Genomic DNA, 22029 nt, shown 5'->3' with positions numbered 1-22029 from the left:
GTGCGTATCCCAATTTCCTGGCTGCGTGAATTCGCGGAGGTACCGGCCGGAGCAACGGCCGAAGACGTGATGGCCGAACTGGTCAAGGTGGGCTTTGAAGAAGAAGGCGTCCACCGTCCCACGGACACCCTGAAGGGTCCCATCGTGGTGGGCCAGGTTCTGAGCCTGGTCAAGGAACCGCAGACCAACGGCAAAACCATCAACTGGTGCCAGGTCCGCGTTGTTCCGGAGGGGCAGGAGCAGACGCTCACCGGCAAGGGCATCGACCCCTCCGGCGTGCAGGGCATCATCTGCGGCGCCCACAACTTCGTGGAAGGCGACAAAGTGGTGGTCACGCTGCCGGGCGCCGTGCTGCCGGGCGACTTCCACATCTCTGCCCGCAAGACCTACGGCCACCTTTCCGCCGGCATGATCGCCTCTGTCCGTGAGCTGGGCATCGGCGAGGACCACGACGGCATCCTGGTGCTGTCCCGCATCGGGCTCGACCCGGAAGTGGGCACGGATGCCATGGAGCTGCTGGGCCTCTACGATGAAGCCGCTGAAATCAATGTCACCCCGGACCGCGGCTACGCCTTCTCCATCCGTGGCGTGGCACGGGAATACGCCCACGCAACCGGGACCACCTTCACCGATCCCGCATCGCTCGTGGCAGCCCCGGCGGAACTTTCCGGCGGGTACGGCGTCAAGCTCAACGACGACGCCCCCATTTACGGCAAGCCTGGCGCCGACCGCTTCGTGGCGCGGACTGTCCGCGGAGTGGACGCCACCAGGCCCACCCCACCGTGGATGGTGTCCCGCCTCCGCCTGGCGGGCATCCGCTCCATCTCGTTGCCGGTGGACATCTCCAACTACGTGATGTTGGAACTGGGCCAGCCCACGCACTGCTACGACCTGGACAAGCTGTCCGGGGACATCGTGGTGCGCCGTGCCGCGGCCGGCGAGAAGATCACCACCCTCGATGACAAGGTGCGCACCCTTGACCCCGAGGACCTGCTCATCACCGACGACTCCGGCGCCATCGGCATCGCCGGCGTCATGGGCGGCGCGGCCACCGAGGTGGGCGACACGACGTCGAACATCCTGGTGGAAGCTGCACACTTCGACGAGGTGTCCATCTCCCGTTCCCGCCGCCGCCACAAGCTGCCGTCCGAAGCGTCCAAGCGCTTCGAGCGCGGCGTTGACTGGCAGGTGGCCGGCATCGCGGCGCAGCGCGTGGTGGACCTGCTCGTGGAGCTGGCAGGCGGCACGGCAGACGAGGCCGGAACCGACGTCGGAACCGCCCCGGACACCGTAACCATCGATCTCCCCGCGGAATTTGCTGCCGCCCGGATCGGCATCGACTTCACTGAAGAGCAGATCGTGACCTCCCTCGAGGACCTGGGCGCGGCCGTGGAAAAGAACGACGGCGGCTGGAGCGTCACTGCCCCCAGCTGGCGCCATGACCTGGAGACCAAGGAGGACCTCTCCGAGGAAATCGCCCGCCTGGTGGGCTACGACAAGATTCCCGCGACGCTTCCCGTGGCGCCTCCCGGGCGCGGCCTGACCCGCGTGCAGCAGCAGCGCCGCCGCCTCATCCAGGCACTGGCCGATGCGGGCCTCACCGAGGTCCTCTCCTACCCCTTCGTGTCCAAAGCCGCGAACGATACCTTCGGCGTGGCCGAACAGGGTGCGGGCCGGACGGCCATCAAGCTGGCCAACCCGATCAGCGAGGAGCAGGGCTTCCTGCGGACCTCCATCCTGCCCGGGCTCATCGAAGTGGCCAAGCGGAACCACTCGCGCGGCTTCCGCGACCTGGCGCTCTTCGAGTCCGGCGTGGTGTTCCTGCCCGCCGAGAAAATGGGTACCGAATCAATCCCGCCGCTGGGTGCCAAGCCCTCCGATGAGGTGCTGGATGCCCTGTACGACGGCGTCCCCGCCCAGCCGTTCCATCTCGCCGTGGTCCTCACCGGGCATGATTCGCCGGCCGCCGCAGCGCACGCCCCGCGTGTGTGGGACTGGGCTGATGCCCTGGATATCGCCCGGCTCGCCGGCGACGTCCTGGGCGTGGAGCTGATAGTCAGCCAGGGAAGCCACCAGGCATTCCATCCCGGCCGGACGGCCCGGCTCTCCCTCCGTAGCGGCGAAGTGCTGGGCTACGCCGGCGAGCTGCACCCCAAGCTGCTGGCGGCATTGGACATGCCGGCGCGCTCGGTGGCCCTCGAGCTCAACGCCGATGCACTGTTCGAGGCCGCCCCGGATGTGATTGTGGCCCGCCACATCTCCTCGTTCCCGGTGGCCACCCAGGACGTGGCGCTTGTGGTCCCTTCGGACATCCCGGCCGATGAGGTACTGGCCGCCCTCCGCGAAGGCGCCGGCGAACTCCTGGAAGACGTTGCACTCTTTGACGTCTACGCCGGCAAGGGGATCGAGGACGGCAAAAAATCGCTGGCCTTCGGCCTCCGGTTCCGGGCCGACGACCGCACCCTGACGGCGGACGAGGCATCGGCAGCCCGTGAAAGCGCCGTTGCCCTGGCCGCCGAGCGGTTCGGCGCGGTGCAGCGCTAAGCGCAGGCAACCCTCAGTGACAGAAGTCCCCGCAACCGTGGTTGCGGGGACTTCTGCCGTTGAGGCGCTAAAACATGTCTAAGGAACCAGGAGGACCTTGCCGGTGGTCTTCCTGCCCTCAAGATCGCGGTGCGCCTGGCCGGCCTGGGACAGCGGGTAGCGTGCGCCGATCCGGACCTTCAAACTTCCGCCGGCCGCCGCGGCGAAAATTTCGTCCGAACGCCAGCGCCGTTCCGCCTCGTCCCGCAGGTAGTGGCCCATGGTTGGCCGGGTCAGGAACAGCGAACCACCGGCGTTGAGGCGCTGCGGATCCACCGGCGGTACGGGGCCGGACGCCGCACCAAAGAGGGCCAGCATGCCCCGGACACGCAGCGAGCTGAGGGAACCGTCAAAAGTGTCGCGGCCAACGCCGTCATACACCACGTCCACACCCTTGCCGTTGGTCAGCTCGCGTACATGGTGCGGAAAACCTTCGTAGCGCAGGACGTGGTCCGCCCCGGCCTCACGCGCAAGCTGTTCCTTCTCGTCGGTGGATACGGTGGTGAGGACCCGGGCGCCCTTTGCCTTCAGGAGCTGGATCAGCAGGAGCCCCACACCGCCGGCGCCGGCGTGCAGCAGGACGTTATGGCTGGCCTCCACCTTGAAGGTGGAGTTGATCAGGTAGTGCGCCGTCAGGCCCTGCAGCGGAAGGGCGGCAGCGGTGAAATCGTCGAGCCCGTCGGGAACGGGCAGCGCTTTGTCAGCGTCCACCAGCGCGTAGCCGGCGTAGCATTCAGCGCCTTCGGCAGTGGCCACGCGGTCCCCCTCCGCGAACCCGGTGACCCCCTCACCAACGGCTGCAACCCTACCGGCTGCCTCAGAGCCAGGAATGAACGGATACTGCACCTTGTACACGCCGCTGCGCTTGTAGGTGTCAATGAAGTTCACTCCGGCTGCGGCCACCTGGATCAGCAGCTGCCCGGGTCCGGGAGCGGGGCGCTCAACCGGAACGTAGGAGAGGACTTCGGGACCGCCGGCTTGCCCGGCGACAATAGCGTGCGTCATGGGTTTCCTTCCGCGGGCGGGAGTTTCCTGGCCCGGTCAACCCATCCTAGGCGCCGCCGGCCGGCCGGCCGGCGATACTCAGTAGCGGCGCGTAACCGTCGTCATGGGGCACTCGAAGTGGCGCCCGGCGGCAAGCCCCACCTGGTTGAGGTAGCGGACAATGATGCCGAAGGAGGTGCCAAGGGTGGTTTCGGTATAGGGAACCTGGTGCTTGGCGCAGTACTCACGGACAATTTTGGCCGCCTTGTCCAGCTGGGGCCGGGCCATGTCCGGGAAGAGGTGGTGTTCCGCCTGGCGGTTCAGGCCACCCATCAGGATGTCCATGAAGCGGCCGCCGGAGATGTTCCGTGATGTCAGGACCTGCCGGCTGAAGAAGTCCACCCTGCTGTCCGCCGGCAGGACGGGCATGCCCTTGTGGTTGGGCGCGAACGAGGCGCCCATGTAGAAGCCGAAGACCGCCAGTTGGACGCCGATGAAAGCGAAGGCCATACCCAGGGGCAGGAAGGTGAAGGCGAGTACGGGGAGCAGGGCCAGGCGCACGGTAAGGATCGGAATCTCCACCCAGCGGTGCGTCACTTTTGCCCGGCGCACAATAAAGCGGACGGAATCGATCTGGAGGCCCAACCCCACGAGGAAGAGCAGGGGAAAGAAGAACCAGCCCTGTTTCCTGGTCAGGAAGGACAGCGGACCCTGCCGCGTGGAGGCGCCCTCGGTGTGGAAGGCGATTGCGCCGGTGGCTATGTCCGGGTCCTTGGAGATCACATTCGGGTTGTTGTGGTGGGCGCCGTGCTTTTGTTCCCACCAGGAGTAGCTGATGCCCGCCACGGACGTGGCCAGCAGTCGCGCGGACCAGTCATTCGCCCGGCGTGAAGCGAAAATCTGGCGGTGGCCGGCCTCGTGGGCGAGGAAACTCAGCTGGGTGCAGAGGACGCCGATGGCGGCTGCGATCAGGAGCTGGAACCAGCTGTCCCCGATCAGGGCGAAGCCAAACCAGGCCGCTGCCATCAGGAGGACGAGGACTGTGAACAGCGTGGCGTAGAAGCCAACCCGCCGTTCCAGCAGGCCTTCAGCCTTGACGGCCTTCAGAAGTTCGGAATAGCTCAGGACAACGGCGTTCGGTTGCCGGATACGCGGTATGGAGCGACCGGAAGTGGGTAGGGTGGTGGACAAAGCTGCCTCATGACTGTTGCGGGCAACATTGCAGCCGACATTCGGACTGCACGGTCAAGATCACCCTCTCCTGAGGATACGCCAGGCCTTCCGGCGCATCCACCGGCGGGGGTTTCGATGCATGCATAAATATCGGGTCTAGTGAATACTTTTGCTGTAAGGTGGGAGCATGACTATTTCTGTTGCAGTCTCAGGCGCCAGCGGCTACGCCGGGGGAGAGGTGCTCCGCCTCCTCGCGGGCCACCCGGATGTGACCATCGGAGCAATCACCGCGCACAGCAACGCCGGTTCGCGCCTCGGCGAGCTGCAGCCCCACCTGCACGGATTGTCCAGCCGCATCCTGGAGGACACCACCGTGGAGAACCTCTCCGGCCACGACGTGGTCTTCCTCGCCCTGCCGCACGGCGCCTCCGCCGAGATTGCCGCCCAGCTTCCGGAAGGGACAGTGGTGATCGACGCCGGCGCCGACCACCGCCTGGAGGATCCCGCAGCGTGGGAAAAGTTCTACGGTTCAGCCCATGCCGGAACCTGGCCCTACGGCCTGCCGGAACTGCCAGGACAGCGTGAAGCCCTCAAGGGCGCCAACCGCATCGCCGTCCCAGGCTGCTATCCGACGTCGGCCCTGCTGGCACTGACGCCAGGGTTCGCCGCGCACCTCCTGCAGCCCGACGACGTCGTGATCGTTTCCGCCTCCGGCACCTCCGGCGCAGGCAAGGCAGCAAAAGTGAACCTGATCGGCTCCGAAGTAATGGGGTCCATGAGCCCCTACGGCGTGGGCGGCGGCCACCGGCATACGCCCGAAATCGAACAGGGCCTGTCCAACGCGGCAGGGGAGCAGGTCACAGTTTCCTTCACACCCACGCTGGCGCCGATGAGCCGCGGGATCCTCACCACGGCCACGGCCAGGGTAAAACCGGGCACCACCGCGGAACAGTTGCGCCAGGCGTGGACCGACGCGTACGACGACGAACCGTTTGTGCACGTCCTGCCGGAAGGCCAGTGGCCCGCCACCAAAGCCGTCCAAGGGTCCAACCACGCGGCTATGCAGCTTGCCTTCGACGCGCACACCGGCAGGGTCATCGTCACCTGCGTCATTGACAACCTCACCAAAGGGACCGCCGGCGGCGCGGTCCAGTCCATGAACATCGCACTCGGCCTCGCAGAAACCGCAGGCCTTAACTTCCAGGGAGTAGCTCCGTGACCATTACCGCGCCTCAGGGATTCCGGGCAGCCGGCGTCACCGCCGGATTGAAAGCCTCCGGCAACCCGGACCTCGCCCTGGTGGTCAACGACGGCCCCGCCAAGGCCGCCGCCGCGGTCTTTACCAGCAACCGCGTGGCTGCCGCCCCGGTCCACTGGTCCCGCCAGGTGGTCTCGGACGGCCGTGTGGACGCTGTGGTCCTCAACTCCGGCGGGGCCAACGCCTGCACCGGGCCCACCGGCTTCCAGAACACCCACAGCACGGCCGAAAAAGTGGCCGAAGTGCTGGGTCTCTCGGCCACCGATGTCTTCGTCTGCTCCACCGGCCTGATCGGCGAGCAGTTGCCCATGGACAAAATCCTTCCCGGCGTGGAGGCAGCTGCCAAGGCCCTCAGCACCGACGGCGGACCTGATGCTGCCAACGCCATCATGACCACCGACTCGGTGCCCAAGGCCGCACTGTTCATCGGCACGGACGCCGACGGCCAGGAATTCAGCATCGGCGGCATCGCAAAGGGCGCCGGGATGCTCGCTCCCGGCCTGGCCACCATGCTGGTGGTCCTCACCACGGATGCGGCCGTGGAGGCGGAAATGCTCGACGTCGTGCTCCGCGACGCCACGCGCGTCACCTTCGACCGTGCTGACTCAGATGGCTGCATGTCCACCAACGACACCGTGGTGCTCCTTGCCTCCGGCGCTTCAGGCGCAGTGCCCTCCGCCGAGGCTTTCGGCGCCGGCCTCACCCAGGTGTGCGCCGAGCTTGCCCGCAAGCTCATTGGTGATGCCGAAGGTGCCAGCCACGACATCGCCATCCGTACGTTCAACGCCGCCAGTGAAGCCGACGCCGAAACCGTCAGCCGGTCCGTGGCCCGCTCCAACCTGTTCAAGGCTGCAATCTTCGGCAAAGACCCCAACTGGGGACGCGTGCTGTCAGCGGTGGGGACCACTGACGCCGTCTTTGAGCCGGACCAGCTCAACGTCTCCATGAACGGCATCCAGATCTGCCGCAACGGCAGCATCGGCGACGACCGTGCCCTGGTGGACCTCGAGCCCCGCGAAGTTCTCGTGGAAATCGACCTGCAGGCGGGCGACGCCGAGGCCACCATCTGGACGAACGACCTCACCCACGACTACGTGCACGAGAACAGCGCCTACTCCAGCTAGGAGCCGCGCCCCCGGAAAAACCGTTGCGGAAAGTGACAGCATGAACACCCAGACGCGTGAAACCACCAGCATGTCCGATGCCCAGGACAAGGCAGCAACCCTGATCGAAGCGCTGCCCTGGATCCAGCGGTTCGCCGGTTCCATCATGGTGGTCAAGTACGGCGGCAACGCCATGGTCAACGACGAACTCCGCCGCGCCTTCGCCGAGGACATCGTTTTCCTCCACCACGTGGGCATCCACCCGGTGGTGGTCCACGGCGGTGGCCCGCAGATCAACTCCATGCTGGGCCGGCTGGGCATTGAATCCGAGTTCAAGGGCGGACTGCGCGTCACCACACCCGAGGCCATGGACGTGGTCCGAATGGTCCTCACCGGCCAGGTGGGACGCGAACTGGTGGGCTTGATCAACTCCCACGGACCCTACGCCGTGGGCATGTCCGGGGAAGACGGCGGGCTGCTGCGCGCTGTCCGGACCGGGACCGTGGTGGACGGCGAAGAAGTGGATCTCGGGCTGGTAGGCGAGGTTGTCGGCGTCGACCCCGCAGGCATTGTGGACATCCTTGAGGCCGGCCGCATCCCGGTGATCTCCACCGTTGCCCCGGAGATCGTGGACGGCGGCGACGGCGTGGCCGGCACGGCACGCTTCCAGCCCACCGGCCAGGTCCTCAACGTGAACGCGGACACCGCGGCCGCGGCCGTCGCCTCGGCGCTGGGCGCCTCGAAGCTGGTCATCCTGACAGACGTCGAAGGCCTCTACGCCAACTGGCCGGACAAGTCCTCGCTGATTTCCTCACTGACGGCTTCGGAACTGCGGGACATGCTGCCCAAACTCGAATCGGGCATGATCCCCAAGATGGCCGCCTGCCTCAAGGCCATCGACGAAGGGGTGGAACGCGCCCATATCGTGGACGGGCGCCTGCCCCACTCCATGCTTCTTGAAACATTTACGACGGCGGGCATTGGCACCCAGGTCGTCCCCGACGAGGAGATGAACGCATGAACGAAACTTTTGAGGTGAGTCCGGCCGGCGATGGGGGCCCCGCCCGCTTCGCGGTGCCCGACCACTCCCGGGCCCCCATCGCCGGTCCGGCCTCCAAAGCTTCCGTTATGACTGGAACGGGAAGCGGATCCGAGTGGCTGGCCCGCTACTCCACCTCGCTGATGGGCGTGTTCGGGACGCCGCAACGCGTCCTGGTCCGCGGCGCCGGCTGCCTCGTGTGGGACGCCGACGGCAAGGAATACCTCGACCTGCTCGGCGGCATTGCAGTCAACGCACTGGGCCACGCCAACCCCTTCGTCACGTCGGTCATCTCCAGCCAGCTGGCAACGCTCGGCCATGTCTCCAACTTTTTCACCAGCCCCACGCAGATCGCGCTGGCCGAAAAGCTCCTGGCCCTCAGCAATGCGCCGGCCGGTTCCAAGGTGTTCTTCACCAACTCCGGAACCGAGGCCAACGAGGCCGCCTTCAAGCTGGCCCGCCGCAACACGGGCGGCGGGGAGACCAAGCGGACCAAAATCATTGCCTTGGAGGGGGCCTTCCACGGCCGGACCATGGGCGCCCTTGCCCTGACCGCCAAAGAGGCCTACCGGACGCCGTTCGAGCCGCTGCCCGGCGGTGTGGTGCACATCCCGTTCGGCGACGTCGAAGCACTCAAGGACGCTGTGGACGAGACCGTGGCTGCGGTCTTCCTGGAGCCCATCCAGGGCGAAGCGGGCGTGCGCCCCCTGCCGCCCGGATACCTCCAGGCAGCACGGGAGTTGACTGCAAGGGTAGGGACGCTGCTCATCCTCGATGAGGTGCAGACCGGCATCGGCCGTACGGGTAAATGGCTGGCCAGTGAGGACGCCGGGATCATGCCGGACGCTGTCACCCTGGCAAAGGGCCTGGGCGGCGGCTTCCCGATCGGTGCGCTTATCACCTTTGGTGAGGGCACGTCGTCGTTGTTGAGCGCGGGCCAGCACGGCACCACCTTCGGCGGAAACCCCGTGGCCACGGCGGCTGCCCTCGCCACCCTGCACGCCATCGAGAGCCAGGATGTCCTGGCCAATGTCGCTGCGGTGGGGGAGCACCTGCGCTCCGGGCTGGCAGCCATCCCGGGCGTCACCGAAGTCCGGGGCGAAGGCCTGCTCATTGGCTTCGACCTGGACGCGGACGTAGCTTCGGCCGTGGTGCAGGCCGGCCTTAACGCCGGCTTCATCGTCAACAGCCCCGGACCCCGCACCATCCGCCTGGCGCCGCCGCTGGTCCTCACCACAGCGCAGGCAGACTCCTTCCTCGCAGCCTTCCCGGCCATCCTCCAAGCAGCTAAGGACGCCCAGTGACAACAGCCACCGGCACCACCCGGCACTTCCTCAAGGACACGGACCTCAGCCCCGCCGAGCAGGCGGAGGTCCTGGACCTCGCCGTCCGAATGAAGGCTGATCCGTACAGCATCCAGCCCTTCGCCGCAGGAGGCAGCGGCCGCAAGACCGTTGCCGTGATCTTCGACAAGACCTCCACCCGGACGCGGGTTTCGTTCGCCACGGGCATCGCGGACATGGGCGGCAACGCCCTCATCATCAACCCGGGCGAAGCCCAGATCGGCCACAAGGAGTCCGTGGAGGACACCGCCAAGGTCTTGGAGCGCATGGTGTCCACCATCGTCTGGCGGACCGGTGCGCACGCCGGTCTGGTGGCGATGGCGGACAACTCCAGGGTGCCGGTCATCAACGCGCTGTGCGACGACTACCACCCCTGCCAGTTGCTCGCCGACCTGCTGGCCGTGAAGGAACATAAGGGCGAACTCAAGGGCCTCACCATGAGCTACCTCGGGGACGCGGCCAACAACATGGCCAATTCCTACCTCCTGGCAGGCGTTACGGCCGGCATGCACGTCCGCATCGCCGGGCCCGAAGGTTACCTGCCCGCCGCGGAGATTGTCGCCGCCGCCGAAGAGCGGGCGGCTGAAACAGGCGGCTCTGTCCTGATCACCACCGACGCCGCCAAGGCGCTCCAGGGTGCCGACGTCGTCGCAACAGACACCTGGGTATCCATGGGCCAGGAAGCCGAAAAGGAAGCCCGGATGCAGCTGTTCCGGGACTACTCCGTGGATGAGGCCGCCATGGCACAGGCTGCGGATGACGCCGTCGTGCTTCACTGCCTGCCCGCCTACCGCGGCTATGAGATTTCTGCCGGCGTCATCGACGGCCCGCAGTCCATTGTCTGGGATGAAGCCGAAAACCGGCTCCACGCCCAGAAGGCCCTGATGGCCTGGCTCATGCACCGGTCCGGCCTCGCCTTTGTCGAGGGCCTCTCTCCTGTCGAAGGCACCGGGGAGAGCACGTTCTAGTGTCCGCCCAGCCGGCGTCGCAGGGCTCCAGCCCGGCGACCAAAACAGCCCGCCAGGCCCGCATCACGGCCATCCTGACGAACCAGTCCGTGCGATCGCAGGCGGAGCTGGCGGCACTGCTGGCCGACGATGGCGTGCAGGTCACCCAGGCCACCCTGTCCCGCGACCTCGTGGAACTCGGCGCCGTCCGGGTCCGCGGCAAGGAAGGCGTGCTGGTGTACGCCGTCCCCGGCGAGGGCGGCGAGCGGGCCGCCAAAAGCGGGGTGAGCCAGGAAATCCTGGACGCCCGGCTGGCCAGGCTCTGCAGCGAACTCCTGGTCACCGCGGAGGCCTCGGCCAACATCGCCGTACTCCGCACCCCGCCGGGAGCCGCCAATTTCCTGGCCCTGGCCATCGACCACTCGGTGATGCCGTCCATTTTGGGCACCATCGCCGGTGACGATACCGTGCTGCTGGTGTCCCGGGACCCGCTGGGCGGCCCCGACCTCGCAGCCCGCTTCCTGCAGCTGGCCGAGGAAGCCGGGCAATAAGCTTGAAGACAACAACCACCAAACCCCCCAACAAGGAGCATCTAAAGTGACTGAACGCATTGTGCTGGCCTATTCCGGCGGCCTGGACACGTCCGTAGCCATCGGCTGGATCGGTGAAGCCACCGGCGCTGAGGTCATCGCCGTGGCGGTTGACGTTGGACAGGGCGGCGAGTCCCTCGAGACCATCCGCCAGCGCGCCCTGGGTTGCGGCGCCGTCGAAGCCTACGTGGCCGACGCGTCCGACGAGTTCGCCAACGAATACTGCGTGCCCACACTGAAGGCCAACGCCCTCTACCAGGGCCACTACCCGCTGGTTTCCGCCATCTCCCGCCCGGTCATCGTCAAGCACCTGGTCAAGGCCGCCCGCGAATTCGGCGCCACCACTGTTGCGCACGGCTGCACGGGCAAGGGCAACGACCAAGTCCGCTTCGAAGTGGGCATCCAGACCCTCGGCCCGGACCTGAAGTGCATCGCACCGGTCCGCGACCTCGCCCTCACCCGCGACAAGGCCATCGCCTTCGCCGAGGAGAAGGGCCTGCCCATCGAGACCACCAAGAAGAACCCGTACTCGATCGACCAGAACGTCTGGGGCCGCGCCGTGGAAACCGGCTACCTCGAGGACATCTGGAACGCCCCCACCAAGGACATCTACGACTACACCGCCACCCCGGAGTTCCCACCGGCACCGGATGAGGTCATCATCTCCTTCGAGCAGGGTGTCCCGGTTGCGATCGACGGCGTGAAGGTCACCCCGCTGCAGGCCATCAAGGAACTCAACCGGCGCGCCGGTGCCCAGGGCGTGGGCCGGATCGACGTCGTCGAGGACCGCCTGGTGGGCATCAAGTCCCGCGAAATCTACGAGGCACCCGGTGCCATGGCGCTGATCACCGCCCACAAGCACCTCGAGGACATCACCATCGAGCGCGAGCAGGCCCGCTTCAAGGCCACCGTTGGCCAGCGCTGGGCCGAGCTGGTCTACGACGGCCAGTGGTTCTCGCCGCTGAAGCGCTCCCTGGACGCCTTCATCGAGGACACGCAGAAGTACGTCTCGGGTGACATCCGCATGGTGCTCCACGGCGGCCAGGCCATCGTCAACGGCCGCCGCTCCGACACCTCGCTGTACGACTTCTCCCTGGCCACCTACGACACCGGCGACACCTTCGATCAGTCCATGGCCCGGGGCTTCATCGAGCTGTGGGGCATGTCCGCCAAGGTTGCCTCCGGCCGCGACATCCGCGTCGCGGGAAAGTAGCCCCTGTGGCTGAGCTTAAGGCTGAGGCTACAAACACCGGCGCGCTGTGGGGTGGCCGGTTCGCCGGCGGCCCCGCAGACGCCCTCGCGGCGCTGAGCAAGTCCACGCACTTTGACTGGCGCCTCGCGCGTTACGACATCGCCGGGTCCAAGGCCCATGCCCGGGTGCTGAACAAGGCCGGCCTGCTGGACGACGCCGAGCTGGAGGGGATGCTCGACGCCCTGACCCGGCTGGATGAGGACGTAGCCTCGGGCGCCTACCTGCCGGCCGAATCCGACGAGGACGTGCACGGTTCGCTGGAACGCGGCCTGATCGAGCGTGCCGGTGCGCAGCTGGGCGGCAAGCTCCGTGCCGGCCGGTCGCGCAACGACCAGGTGGCCACGCTCGGCAGGATGTTCCTGCGTGACCACGCCCGGATCATCGCCCGCGGTGTCCTGGCCACAGTGGACGCACTGGTGGAGCAGGCCAAGGCCCACCACGGCGTCGCCATGCCGGGCCGGACCCACCTGCAGCATGCCCAGCCCGTCCTGCTCAGCCACCATCTGCTGGCCCACGCCTGGGCGCTGCTGCGCGACGTGCAGCGGCTCCAGGACTGGGACAAGCGCGCAGGCGTCTCGCCCTACGGTTCCGGCGCTTTGGCGGGCTCCTCGCTGGGACTGGACCCGGAGGCGGTAGCCGCGGATCTCGGTTTCTACTCCGCGGCCCACAACTCGATCGACGGCACCGCCTCCCGCGACGTCTTCGCCGAGTTCGCCTGGGTCTGCTCCATGATCGGGGTGGACCTGTCCCGGATCTCGGAGGAAGTCATCCTCTGGGCCACCAAGGAGTTCTCCTTTGTGACGCTGCACGATTCCTACTCCACGGGATCGTCCATCATGCCGCAGAAGAAGAACCCCGACGTGGCGGAGTTGGCCCGCGGCAAGGCAGGACGCCTGATCGGCAACCTGACCGGGCTCCTGGCCACGCTCAAGGGCCTGCCGCTGGCGTACAACCGCGACCTGCAGGAGGACAAGGAACCGGTGTTCGACGCCGCCGACACCCTCGAGCTCCTGCTCCCTGCCGTATCCGGCATGATCGCCACCCTGACGTTCAACACCGAACGGATGGAATCGCTGGCGCCGCAGGGCTTCGCGCTGGCCACGGACATCGCGGAGTGGCTCGTCCGCCAGGGCGTCCCGTTCCGCGAGGCGCACGAACTCTCCGGAGCGGCGGTCAAGCAGGCCGAATCCCGCGGCGTGGAGCTGTGGGACCTGACCGACGAGGAGTACGCGGCCATCTCGGAGCACCTCACGCCGGAGGTCCGCACGGTCCTGTCCACGGAGGGTTCGCTGAACAGCCGCAACTCCCAGGGCGGAACGGCACCGGCCGCCGTCGAACGCCAGCTGACAGCACTGGAAGCCGAGCTCGACGGCGTGCGCGAGTACGCAAAGTAACAACCCAACGCTCTCTCACTTAATGCGGTTTTTGGGCCAACGCTCTCTCACTTTCCCTAAGAAAGTGAGAGAGCGTAGCCGAAATTCGCGCATTAACTGAGAGAGCGTTGCGCATTAATGGGGCGCGGACCCGCCGCTAGGGTGGAGCCATGAGCGAAACGTTCCGCAAGTTCCTTCGCACGCTTCCCGACTTCCCGGCCGAGCTTCCCGGCTTCGATCCGGACAAGTCGCCGCAGGATCCCACAGAACTGTTCAAACAGTGGCTGGACGAGGCGCTGGCCGCGGGGGAGCAGCAGCCGCACGCGTTCAGCCTCGCCACGATTGGCAGTGCTGCCGGCGGCGGGCACCAGCCGTCCTCCCGGATGCTGATCCTGAAAAACATAGACGACGACGGCTGGCACTTCGCCACGTCCCGCACGTCCCGGAAAGGCCGGGAGCTGGAAGAGGAACCCAGCGCCGCCATGAACTTCTACTGGGCCTCGCAGGGCCGGCAGGTCCGGGTGGCTGGGCCCGTGGTGGAACTGTCCGCCGAGGCTTCGGCCCGGGACTGGGCGGAGCGGCCGCGGGCTGACGGCAGTGAAAACGCCAACTGGCAGCTTTACGCCCTCCGGCCCGCCGAAATCGAGTTTTGGCAGGCCAGCATCGACGGCCAGCACGTTCGGCACCGCCTTGGCCCGGACGGCGCCCTTCCCGGCTAGGATGAGCGCCATGACAGCTCCCGAACCCGAACTCCTGCTCGCCGCACTCCATCAGGCTGCCGATAACATCGCTGTCGATGTTGCCAAACTCAGTGACGCGGATGTCGAGGCGCCATCCGCGCTTCCCGGCTGGACGAGGGGCCACGTCCTGGCCCACCTGGCCGGGATCTCCAACGCGATGGCCCGGCAGCTTGAGTACGCCGCGCGCGGCGAAACCATTGAGCTGTACGACGGCGGCATGGCGGGCCGGAACAAGGCGATCGATGTGGCGGCCGGCCACGACGCCGCCGCCCACCGTGCGGACCTGGCTGCGGCATTGGAACGGGTCCTGCGGGCATTTGATGTGCTGCCCGGAATCAAGGACTCGTCCGCTAACCAAACGGGTTGGTGGGCACCCATCTCGTACCGCGGGGGAGTGGTCCTGGACGGCGGCCTCGCGCTGTGGCGCGAACTCGTCATCCACAACGCGGACCTGGAGACGGGCAGGGGACCGGAAACGTGGAGCAGGCCTTTCTGCGAGCACCTGTTCGACTTCCTCGCAGCCCGTGTCCCGGCCGAGGACAAGCTGGTGCTGCAGCCGCTCGGCCTCCCACCGGTGAGCATCGGCAGCGGAAACCGGTCCATCGTGGTCAACGGCATGATCACGGACATTGCCGCCTGGCTGGCCGGCCGCGAACCTACCCTGGGGAGCCTGCGCGCCTCCGCAGCCGCTGACGGTGTGGACCTGCCCGAACTCCTGCCATGGCCAGCCGGAACCCCCACCTCCAAGTAGCGGTCAGGCGGCCTCGCGGGCCAGGAGGCTCTCCTTGATGGGCAGTCCCCACCGGAATCCGCCCAGCGAACCGTCTGTCCGGATGACGCGGTGGCAGGGAACAAACAGCGCTGCGGCATTAAATGCGCAGGCACTGGCGGCCGCCCGGACGGCTTTCGGGTTGCCGGCCAGCCCGGCGTACTCGGTGTACGTCACCGGAGATCCCGGCTGCACGAGGCGCAGCACGTCCCAGGCGTGGGCACGGAACGGACCCGACTTCTGCAGCACGGGCACACGCATCGCCGGCCCTGGGTCCCCTGCGTAGAACGCCTCCACAGCTGCGGAGATGTCGCCAAGGCCGTTAACCAGTTCAATGGAGGCAGGGCGCAGGGAGGGATGGATCTGTCCGGTCAGGTCGCCGGGCTTGTCGGTCCACCCGCTGGAAAGGACCACACCGTCCTGGGCCAGGATGGTGAACGGGCCGTCCGGAGTGGACATCTGAAGCAACTGGGCCTTCATGGTTTCGCCTTCTCTGCTGTTCCGGTGGCTGCACCGGCAACCTTTGTAGTGCCGCTCCGGCGGGAGACGGCCGCGGCCTGGGCTGCTGCCCGCCACAGGTGCATGGTGGCATACGAGCGCCAGGGACTGACTTCGCGGAAGTCGGGGCTGGCGGTGCCGGGGCCGCCGGCTGCTGCATCCCTTTGGGCCAGCGCCTTGACCCCGTTCCGCACCGCCGCGTCGTTGGCCAGGAAGATGTCCGGGGCGCCGAGGACCCGCATCGCGAGGTAGCCCACCGTCCATGGTCCCACCCCGGCCAGCGGCAGCAGCTTCGCACCCAGGCTGGCTACGTCGTCGCCATAGCCGAAATCCAGGGTGCCCTCCGCGAGGGCGGCGGCGGCCGCACGGAGGGAATCCGCGCGTTTCCTGGGTCCCCGAAGGAGGGCGTGGCCGTCAGCTGCGATCTCGGCCGGAGTGGGAAACATACGCTCCAGGCCGTCGCCGGGGCTTTGGCTGGAACGTCCGACGGCGGCCAGTTGGGTGAGTGCCGTCCGCGCCGCCGCTACGGTGATCTGCTGGCCGATCATCGCCCGGACGAGCATTTCGGCGGGGTCCAGCGCGCCGGGCATCCTGACGCCCGGCACGGCTGCCACTGAGGCGGAGAGCCGGCCGTCCACTGCCAGGGCACTGTCGATCGCTACCGGATCGGCGTCCAGATCGAACAGCCGCCGGACGCGGCTGAGCAGTGCCGGCAGGTCGCGAAGGTCCACCGCGCCGATGGTGAGGGTCAGCGGCCGCCCGGGAGCGCCGGCGTCGTACTCAATCCGGAAGCGGGCGTCGCCCTGCGGCAGCCGGAGGGTCCGCGCATAGGAGGACGCTGTTCCTGCTTCGATTCCGGGGATGGCGCGCACGGCCAGGAACGTGAAGATGCCGGGGTCGAAGGGCTGGCGGTAGGGAAGGCTGAGGGTCAGGGCGGTGGAGCCGCCGGCGGCCTGGGGGTGCCGGGCGGCGCGGAGGGCGGTGGGGGTCATGTCGAAGACCTCCAGCATGGTTTCGTTGAACTGCCGGACGCTGCTGAAGCCGGCAGCGAAGGCGACGTCGGCGAGCTTCATGGACGTGGAGACCAGCAGGGTGCGCGCTGTCTGCGCCCGTCCTGCCCTGGCCAGCGAGAGGGGACCGGCGCCGAGTTCCTGGCTGAGGATACGGTTCAGCTGCCGCGATGAGTAGCCAAGCCTGGCGGCCAGGCCGTCCACGCCGTCGCGGTTGACCACGCCGTCGTTGATCAGGCGCATGGCCCGGCCGGCGATGTCCTGGCGGACGTTCCATGCCGGGGTTCCGGGGACCGCCTCGGGGAGGCAGCGCTTGCAGGCCCGGTAGCCGGCGTCGTGCGCAGCGGCGGAGGTCTCGTAGAAGGTGACGTTCGCGGCCTTGGGCGTCCTGGCCGGACACGACGGGCGGCAATAGATGCCCGTGGTCCGCACGGCAGTAAAGAACTGTCCGTCGAACCGGGTGTCCCGGGCATCAATTGCCCGGTAGCGCTGCCAGAAATCCATTCCTCCATCCTGCCAGCCTGGCGAAGTCGGAGCTAGCGGAAATCGGACATGGCCGTGGCGCTGTTTCTCTCGGATTCACGTCCTATCGCTGCTGATTTGGGTAGAGTCTGGCCATGAGCAGAAGCCACTCGCCGGATCCGGAAGCGCTGCGGGAGTTCCTGTCCGGCAATGCCCGCGAGCTGGCCCCGAGACTGCTGGGGGCCGTCTTGACCCATGAGTCGAGGGAGGGCAGGGTGTCCGTCCGCCTCACCGAGGTGGAGGCCTATCTTGGTCCGGAGGATTCCCTGCATCCGGATCCCGGTTCGCACACCTACCGCGGCCCCACTCCCCGGAATGCCCCGATGTTCGGCCCGGCCGGGCACCTGTACGTCTACTTCACGTATGGGATGCACCACTGCACGAACATCGTGTGCGGCCCGGAGGGGGTGGCCTCTGCACTGCTGTTGCGCGCCGGGGAGATTGTGGAGGGCGTGGAGCTCGCCCGGCACCGCCGCGCCACCTCCAAAAGTCCTGCCGACCTCGCCAGCGGGCCGGCACGGCTCGCCAAGGCGCTGGGCCTGACCACCGCATACAGCGGCCGGGACGCACTGGCGCCGCCGTTCGGCCTCACGCTCCCGGAGCGTCCCGCTGACCACGTGAGCTCCGGTCCCCGGGTGGGCGTGTCAGGCGCCGGCGGATCGGACGATTACTCCTGGCGGTTCTGGATCAGCGGTGACCCCACTGTTTCCAAGTACAAGGCAGCGAAACCCAGGCAGGCCAGGGCACACCTGCGTTAACGGAAATGGTTGTAGAATGGACGGTCTGTCTTTTGCGATAGGGGAACGTTTAAATGCTCGACGCCGATTTGGCCCACGAACGGGACTATGTTGCCGGGCTGTATGCCCGGCTGGAGGAGCTGCGCGAGGAAAAGCGCAAGCAGTTGGCGCAGGTCCGGCGGGCAGGGGCTGTGGGCACCATGCAGAACGTTTCCGAGCGTGACGCTTTCGCGGCTTTGTATGAGGACCGCCTGGCACAGCTGGATGCGGTCGATGACCGGCTGGTGTTCGGCCGCCTTGACCTGGACTCCGGGGAGGCACAGTACATCGGCCGCATCGGCCTCACCACCGAGGACCTGCAGCGGCTCATGGTGGACTGGCGCGCGCCCGAAGCCGGGCACTTCTACCAGGCCACGGCCTTTGACCGGCAGGGCGTCCGCCGCCGCCGGCACCTGATCCTGCAGGGCCGCGAAGTCAAAGCCATCGAAGATGACGTCCTGGACGCCGACATGCTCTCCGACGACGAGTCCCTGCAGGGCGAAGGTGCCCTGCTCGCGGCCCTGAACTCCAAGCGCACCGGCCGCATGTCGGACATCGTCAGCACCATCCAGTCCGAACAGGACCGCATCATCCGGTCCTCCATCTCCGGCGCCGTCGTGGTGCAGGGCGGGCCCGGCACCGGCAAGACCGCTGTGGCGCTGCACCGCGCCGCCTACCTGCTCTATACCCACCGTGACCGCCTGAAGTCCGCGGGCGTGCTGCTGGTGGGCCCGTCGTCGTCGTTTATGAAGTACATCGAAAGGGTGCTGCCCTCCCTCGGCGAGACCGGCGTCGTGATGGCCAGCCTGGGCCGCTTGATGCCCGGCATTAACGCTGTCCCGGAACCTGACGCCGACGTCGCCGCCATCAAGGGCCGCCTGGATATGGCAACAGTGGTGGCCAACGCTGTAGCCAACCGCCAGCGCATCCCCTCGGAAAACCGGATCCTGGAGGTGGACGGCCGCAAGCTGGTGCTGACCCCGCGCCAGGTCCGCCGTGCCCGCGAACGTGCCCGTTCCACCGGCAAGCCGCACAACGAAGCCCGCGTGACGTTCGTCAAGATCCTGCTGCGCGAACTGACAGAACAGATGACCGATCTGGTGGAAGCCGGCAACATCGGCAACAACGCGGACCGCTCCTATCTGGCCGAGGACGTCCGCACTGCCCGTGATGTGCGCATTGCCCTCAACCTGTGCTGGATGCCCATGACGCCCGAAAAGCTGATCTCGGAGCTGTTCAGCAAGCCGGCGCTGCTTGAGTTCTGCACTCCGGACATGAGCCCGGCTGAGCGGGCCCTGTTGCTGCGCCCGGCCGACGCGCCGTGGACTGAGTCCGATGTTCCGCTCCTGGACGAAGCCGCAGAGCTCCTGGGTGAGCTGGACCCGGCGGCCGGCCGTGGCCTGGCGCAGCAGGAGCACGACCGTGCCCGCGATCTGGCCAACGCCAAGCAGACACTGGTCAACATGGAGGCGGCAGGGGTGGACCCGCTGATGTCTGCCGAGGAGCTGGCAGAGCAGAACCAGGAACAGGAAGCCCGCCTGACGGCTGCCGAGCGCGCCACCAGCGACCGCACCTGGGCCTTTGGACACATTGTGGTGGACGAGGCGCAGGAGCTGTCGCCCATGCAGTGGCGCCTGCTGGTCCGCCGCTGCCCCCTGAAGTCCTTCACCATCGTGGGGGACATTGCGCAGACCAGTTCCGTGGCCGGCGCCAACTCATGGCAGGGTGCGCTCGCCCCGATGTTCGGGGACCGCTGGCAGCTGGAGGAGCTGACGGTCAACTACCGGACTCCCTCCCAGATTGCCGAGGCCGCGGTCCGCATGGCCAACGCGGCGGGACTTGTGGTGTCCGCGCCCAAGGCCGTGCGGGAAGGGCGCTGGTCGCCCGTCATCGACGAGGTGGAGCCGGGCCAGGTGGTCAGCCGCCTGGTGGAGGTCCTGCCGGAGGAACTGGAAGCGCTCGACGGCGGCCTGCTGGCTGTCATCGCCGACGGTCACCTTTTGCCGGAGGCCACTGCTGCCCTGCGCGCCGAATACGGCCGCCGCATCGGTACCGGTGCCGGCAGCTACGAACAGGACATCGTGGTAATCAGCCCCCGCGAAGCCAAGGGCCTGGAGTTCGACGGCGTGGTGGTGCTGGAGCCCGCAACGATGCTCAACCACGAGCACGGCAAGGTGGGGGACCTGTACGTGGCCATGACCCGCGCCACCCAGCGGCTGCGGCTGATCGCTGCCGAGCCTGTCCCGGCCGGCATCAAGCGCTGACCTTCGCTGTCCGGTCCCGCCGCATTTTGTTCCGCGCGACGGACGGGCACCGGCGCCTCTGTCCAGGCGCCGGTGCCCGGTAATACTGCTAACTTAGAAGGCGTGCCAGAAATCAACAGCCTCGAAACGCAGCAGAACGACCCCACTTTTGCCAACATCTGGCAGGAACTGAAGTGGCGTGGCCTGGTCCACGTCTCCACTGACGAGGCAGAGCTGGAAAAGCTCCTCGCCGGTGCCCCGGTCACGTACTATTGCGGCTTCGATCCCACCGCGCCGAGCCTCCACCTGGGCAACCTGGTCCAGCTGCTCGTGATGCGCCGGCTGCAGCTGGCCGGCCACAAGCCCCTCGGCCTGGTGGGCGGCTCCACCGGCCTGATCGGTGATCCCCGCCCCACGGCCGAGCGCACGCTGAACACCAAGGACACGGTGGCCGAATGGGTGGGCTACCTTCAGGCCCAGGTGAGCCGGTTCCTCAGCTTCGAGGGCGCCAACGCGGCCCGCATGGTCAACAACCTGGACTGGACCGCGCCGCTGAGCGCCATCGACTTCCTGCGTGAGGTGGGCAAGCACTTCCGTGTTGGCACCATGCTGCGCAAAGACGCCGTGGCCTCGCGGCTGAACTCCGACGAAGGCATCAGCTACACGGAGTTCAGCTACCAGATCCTGCAGGGCATGGACTACCTGCAGCTCTTCCGGGACTACGGCTGCATGCTGCAGACCGGCGGTTCGGACCAGTGGGGCAACCTCACCAGCGGCACCGAGCTGATCCGCAAGGTGGAGGGCAAGAGCGTCCACGCGCTGGGAACGCCTTTGATCACCAACTCTGACGGCACCAAGTTCGGCAAGAGTGAGGGTAACGCCATCTGGCTCGACGCCGGCATGTGCAGCCCCTACGCCTTCTACCAGTTCTGGCTCAACACCGCAGATGCTGACGTTGTGGACCGGCTTAAGGTATTCACCTTCCTGACCCGCGCCGAGATCGAAGACATTGCGGCCGCTGTGGCTGAGCGCCCCTTTGCACGTGAAGGCCAGCGGAAGCTTGCCTTCGAAGTCACGGCCCTGGTCCATGGGGTGGAGGCTACCGAAAAGGTCATCGCCGCATCGGCTGCGCTGTTTGGGAACGGTGACCTGTCCGCACTGGACAAGCAGACGCTCCAGGCAGCTACTTCAGAACTCCCTTCCACCACTGTGCAGGTGGATGCGCTCGGAATCGTTGACCTGCTGGTTGCCTCCGGGCTCTCGGACAGCAAGTCTGCTGCCCGACGCACGGTTGGCGAGGGCGGTGCCTATGTGAACAACGAGAAGGTGCTGGATCCTGAAGCCGTGATCTCCGAGTCCGAACTCCTGCATGGCCGGTACCTGCTCCTGCGCAGGGGCAAGAAGAACCTGGCAACCGTGGAAGTACTGGTTCCCTAGCCCATAGCGGCACACTTTGCACGCTCCTCCGCAGGCGATTTGCACGCCCGCGGAGGGGCGTGTATTGTTTTCTGAGTCGCCACCGCCGAGTGGCGGCCAACCCCCAACAAATAAGAAGCAATTCTTGGCCGCGCAAAGCGCGGATTGGAGAAATTGTTTCGTTTCTTGCTGGGCGGATTCATTCCACCGAGTGAATACCGGGAAAACAACCGGATTTGCAAAGTGAAAATGAATGAAATAAGATCGAAACATCGCAGCGAAGAAATACGAAAAAGAAATTCATTTACTTGGATTGTTTCGGGAATATTCGAATGTGTCTGTTGTTTGAGAACTCAATAGTGTGCCAAGTTTGTTGATACCAATTGTTTTAGTGATTGGTTGAATTGATC

General features: G+C 66.8%; 18 protein-coding genes. 14 read left to right on the top strand and 4 right to left on the bottom strand.

Going from position 1 to position 22029, the window contains the following annotated elements:
• Positions 1 to 2544: a phenylalanine--tRNA ligase subunit beta gene (gene pheT / locus AC3A4Z_RS21630; protein ID WP_498714272.1), complete on the top strand. Its 2544-nt coding sequence runs from the start codon at positions 1 to 3 to the stop codon at positions 2542 to 2544.
• Positions 2545 to 2622: 78 nt separating this feature from the next.
• On the opposite strand, the gene AC3A4Z_RS21625 is transcribed toward pheT, so the two are convergent.
• Both AC3A4Z_RS21625 and AC3A4Z_RS21620 read right to left on the bottom strand, forming a co-directional pair.
• Positions 2623 to 3588, bottom strand: a complete 966-nt coding sequence (locus AC3A4Z_RS21625) for a quinone oxidoreductase family protein (RefSeq protein ID WP_498714270.1) — start codon at positions 3586 to 3588, stop codon at positions 2623 to 2625.
• 78 nt (positions 3589 to 3666) lie between these two features.
• Complete coding sequence (locus tag AC3A4Z_RS21620) at positions 3667 to 4758, bottom strand: fatty acid desaturase family protein (protein WP_498714269.1); 1092 nt, start codon at positions 4756 to 4758, stop codon at positions 3667 to 3669.
• Between the two features lie 169 nt (positions 4759 to 4927).
• On the opposite strand from AC3A4Z_RS21620, the gene argC reads away from it, so the two are divergent.
• The 10 genes from argC to AC3A4Z_RS21570 all read left to right on the top strand — a co-directional run bounded on the left by argC (position 4928) and on the right by AC3A4Z_RS21570 (position 15136).
• Positions 4928 to 5959 carry an N-acetyl-gamma-glutamyl-phosphate reductase gene (argC, locus tag AC3A4Z_RS21615; RefSeq protein WP_493970586.1) on the top strand — a complete coding sequence of 344 codons (1032 nt, stop codon included), beginning with the start codon at positions 4928 to 4930 and terminating at the stop codon, positions 5957 to 5959.
• On the top strand, positions 5956 to 7122 hold the full coding sequence (gene argJ / locus AC3A4Z_RS21610; protein ID WP_498714267.1) for a bifunctional glutamate N-acetyltransferase/amino-acid acetyltransferase ArgJ: 1167 nt from the start codon (positions 5956 to 5958) through the stop codon (positions 7120 to 7122). Before argC ends, argJ begins: the two co-directional genes overlap by 4 nt.
• A 40-nt stretch (positions 7123 to 7162) precedes the next feature.
• Entirely contained in the window at positions 7163 to 8122 is a 960-nt protein-coding gene (argB, locus tag AC3A4Z_RS21605; protein WP_050055635.1) for an acetylglutamate kinase, read from the top strand.
• A gap of 107 nt (positions 8123 to 8229) precedes the next feature.
• Positions 8230 to 9444, top strand: a complete 1215-nt coding sequence (locus tag AC3A4Z_RS21600; RefSeq protein WP_498714362.1) for an acetylornithine transaminase — start codon at positions 8230 to 8232, stop codon at positions 9442 to 9444.
• Positions 9441 to 10451, top strand: a complete 1011-nt coding sequence (gene argF / locus AC3A4Z_RS21595; protein WP_498714264.1) for an ornithine carbamoyltransferase — start codon at positions 9441 to 9443, stop codon at positions 10449 to 10451. The genes AC3A4Z_RS21600 and argF overlap by 4 nt, the downstream gene beginning before the upstream one ends.
• Complete coding sequence (locus tag AC3A4Z_RS21590; protein ID WP_493970590.1) at positions 10451 to 10981, top strand: arginine repressor; 531 nt, start codon at positions 10451 to 10453, stop codon at positions 10979 to 10981. Before argF ends, AC3A4Z_RS21590 begins: the two co-directional genes overlap by 1 nt.
• A 46-nt stretch (positions 10982 to 11027) precedes the next feature.
• On the top strand, positions 11028 to 12233 hold the full coding sequence (locus AC3A4Z_RS21585) for an argininosuccinate synthase (protein ID WP_498714262.1): 1206 nt from the start codon (positions 11028 to 11030) through the stop codon (positions 12231 to 12233).
• Between the two features lie 5 nt (positions 12234 to 12238).
• Positions 12239 to 13666, top strand: a complete 1428-nt coding sequence (argH, locus tag AC3A4Z_RS21580) for an argininosuccinate lyase (protein WP_498714260.1) — start codon at positions 12239 to 12241, stop codon at positions 13664 to 13666.
• A gap of 149 nt (positions 13667 to 13815) precedes the next feature.
• A complete protein-coding gene (locus AC3A4Z_RS21575) occupies positions 13816 to 14364 on the top strand; it encodes a pyridoxine/pyridoxamine 5'-phosphate oxidase (protein ID WP_498714257.1) in 549 nt (182 codons plus the stop codon).
• A 10-nt stretch (positions 14365 to 14374) separates the two neighbouring features.
• Positions 14375 to 15136: a maleylpyruvate isomerase family mycothiol-dependent enzyme gene (locus AC3A4Z_RS21570; RefSeq protein WP_498714256.1), complete on the top strand. Its 762-nt coding sequence runs from the start codon at positions 14375 to 14377 to the stop codon at positions 15134 to 15136.
• 3 nt (positions 15137 to 15139) lie between these two features.
• On the opposite strand, the gene AC3A4Z_RS21565 is transcribed toward AC3A4Z_RS21570, so the two are convergent.
• Together AC3A4Z_RS21565 and AC3A4Z_RS21560 are read right to left on the bottom strand one after the other, a co-directional pair.
• Entirely contained in the window at positions 15140 to 15634 is a 495-nt protein-coding gene (locus tag AC3A4Z_RS21565) for a methylated-DNA--[protein]-cysteine S-methyltransferase (RefSeq protein WP_498714254.1), read from the bottom strand.
• Positions 15631 to 17166 carry a DNA-3-methyladenine glycosylase 2 family protein gene (locus AC3A4Z_RS21560; RefSeq protein WP_498714252.1) on the bottom strand — a complete coding sequence of 512 codons (1536 nt, stop codon included), beginning with the start codon at positions 17164 to 17166 and terminating at the stop codon, positions 15631 to 15633. The genes AC3A4Z_RS21565 and AC3A4Z_RS21560 overlap by 4 nt, the downstream gene beginning before the upstream one ends.
• 113 nt (positions 17167 to 17279) lie before the next feature.
• On the opposite strand from AC3A4Z_RS21560, the gene AC3A4Z_RS21555 reads away from it, so the two are divergent.
• The 3 genes from AC3A4Z_RS21555 to tyrS all read left to right on the top strand — a co-directional run bounded on the left by AC3A4Z_RS21555 (position 17280) and on the right by tyrS (position 21640).
• Entirely contained in the window at positions 17280 to 17942 is a 663-nt protein-coding gene (locus AC3A4Z_RS21555) for a DNA-3-methyladenine glycosylase (RefSeq protein WP_498714250.1), read from the top strand.
• Positions 17943 to 17995: 53 nt separating this feature from the next.
• The gene (locus AC3A4Z_RS21550) at positions 17996 to 20224 is read left to right on the top strand and encodes a HelD family protein (RefSeq protein WP_498714248.1); all 2229 of its coding nucleotides are present in this window, start codon (positions 17996 to 17998) and stop codon (positions 20222 to 20224) included.
• Between the two features lie 102 nt (positions 20225 to 20326).
• The gene (gene tyrS, locus AC3A4Z_RS21545; RefSeq protein WP_498714246.1) at positions 20327 to 21640 is read left to right on the top strand and encodes a tyrosine--tRNA ligase; all 1314 of its coding nucleotides are present in this window, start codon (positions 20327 to 20329) and stop codon (positions 21638 to 21640) included.
• Positions 21641 to 22029 lie beyond the last annotated feature (389 nt).

The sequence above is a fragment of the Arthrobacter sp. Soil_C_49 genome (assembly GCF_057656635.1).
The sequence above is the reverse complement of the archived record's forward strand: the minus strand, read 5'-3'. Positions and strand labels throughout refer to the sequence as shown.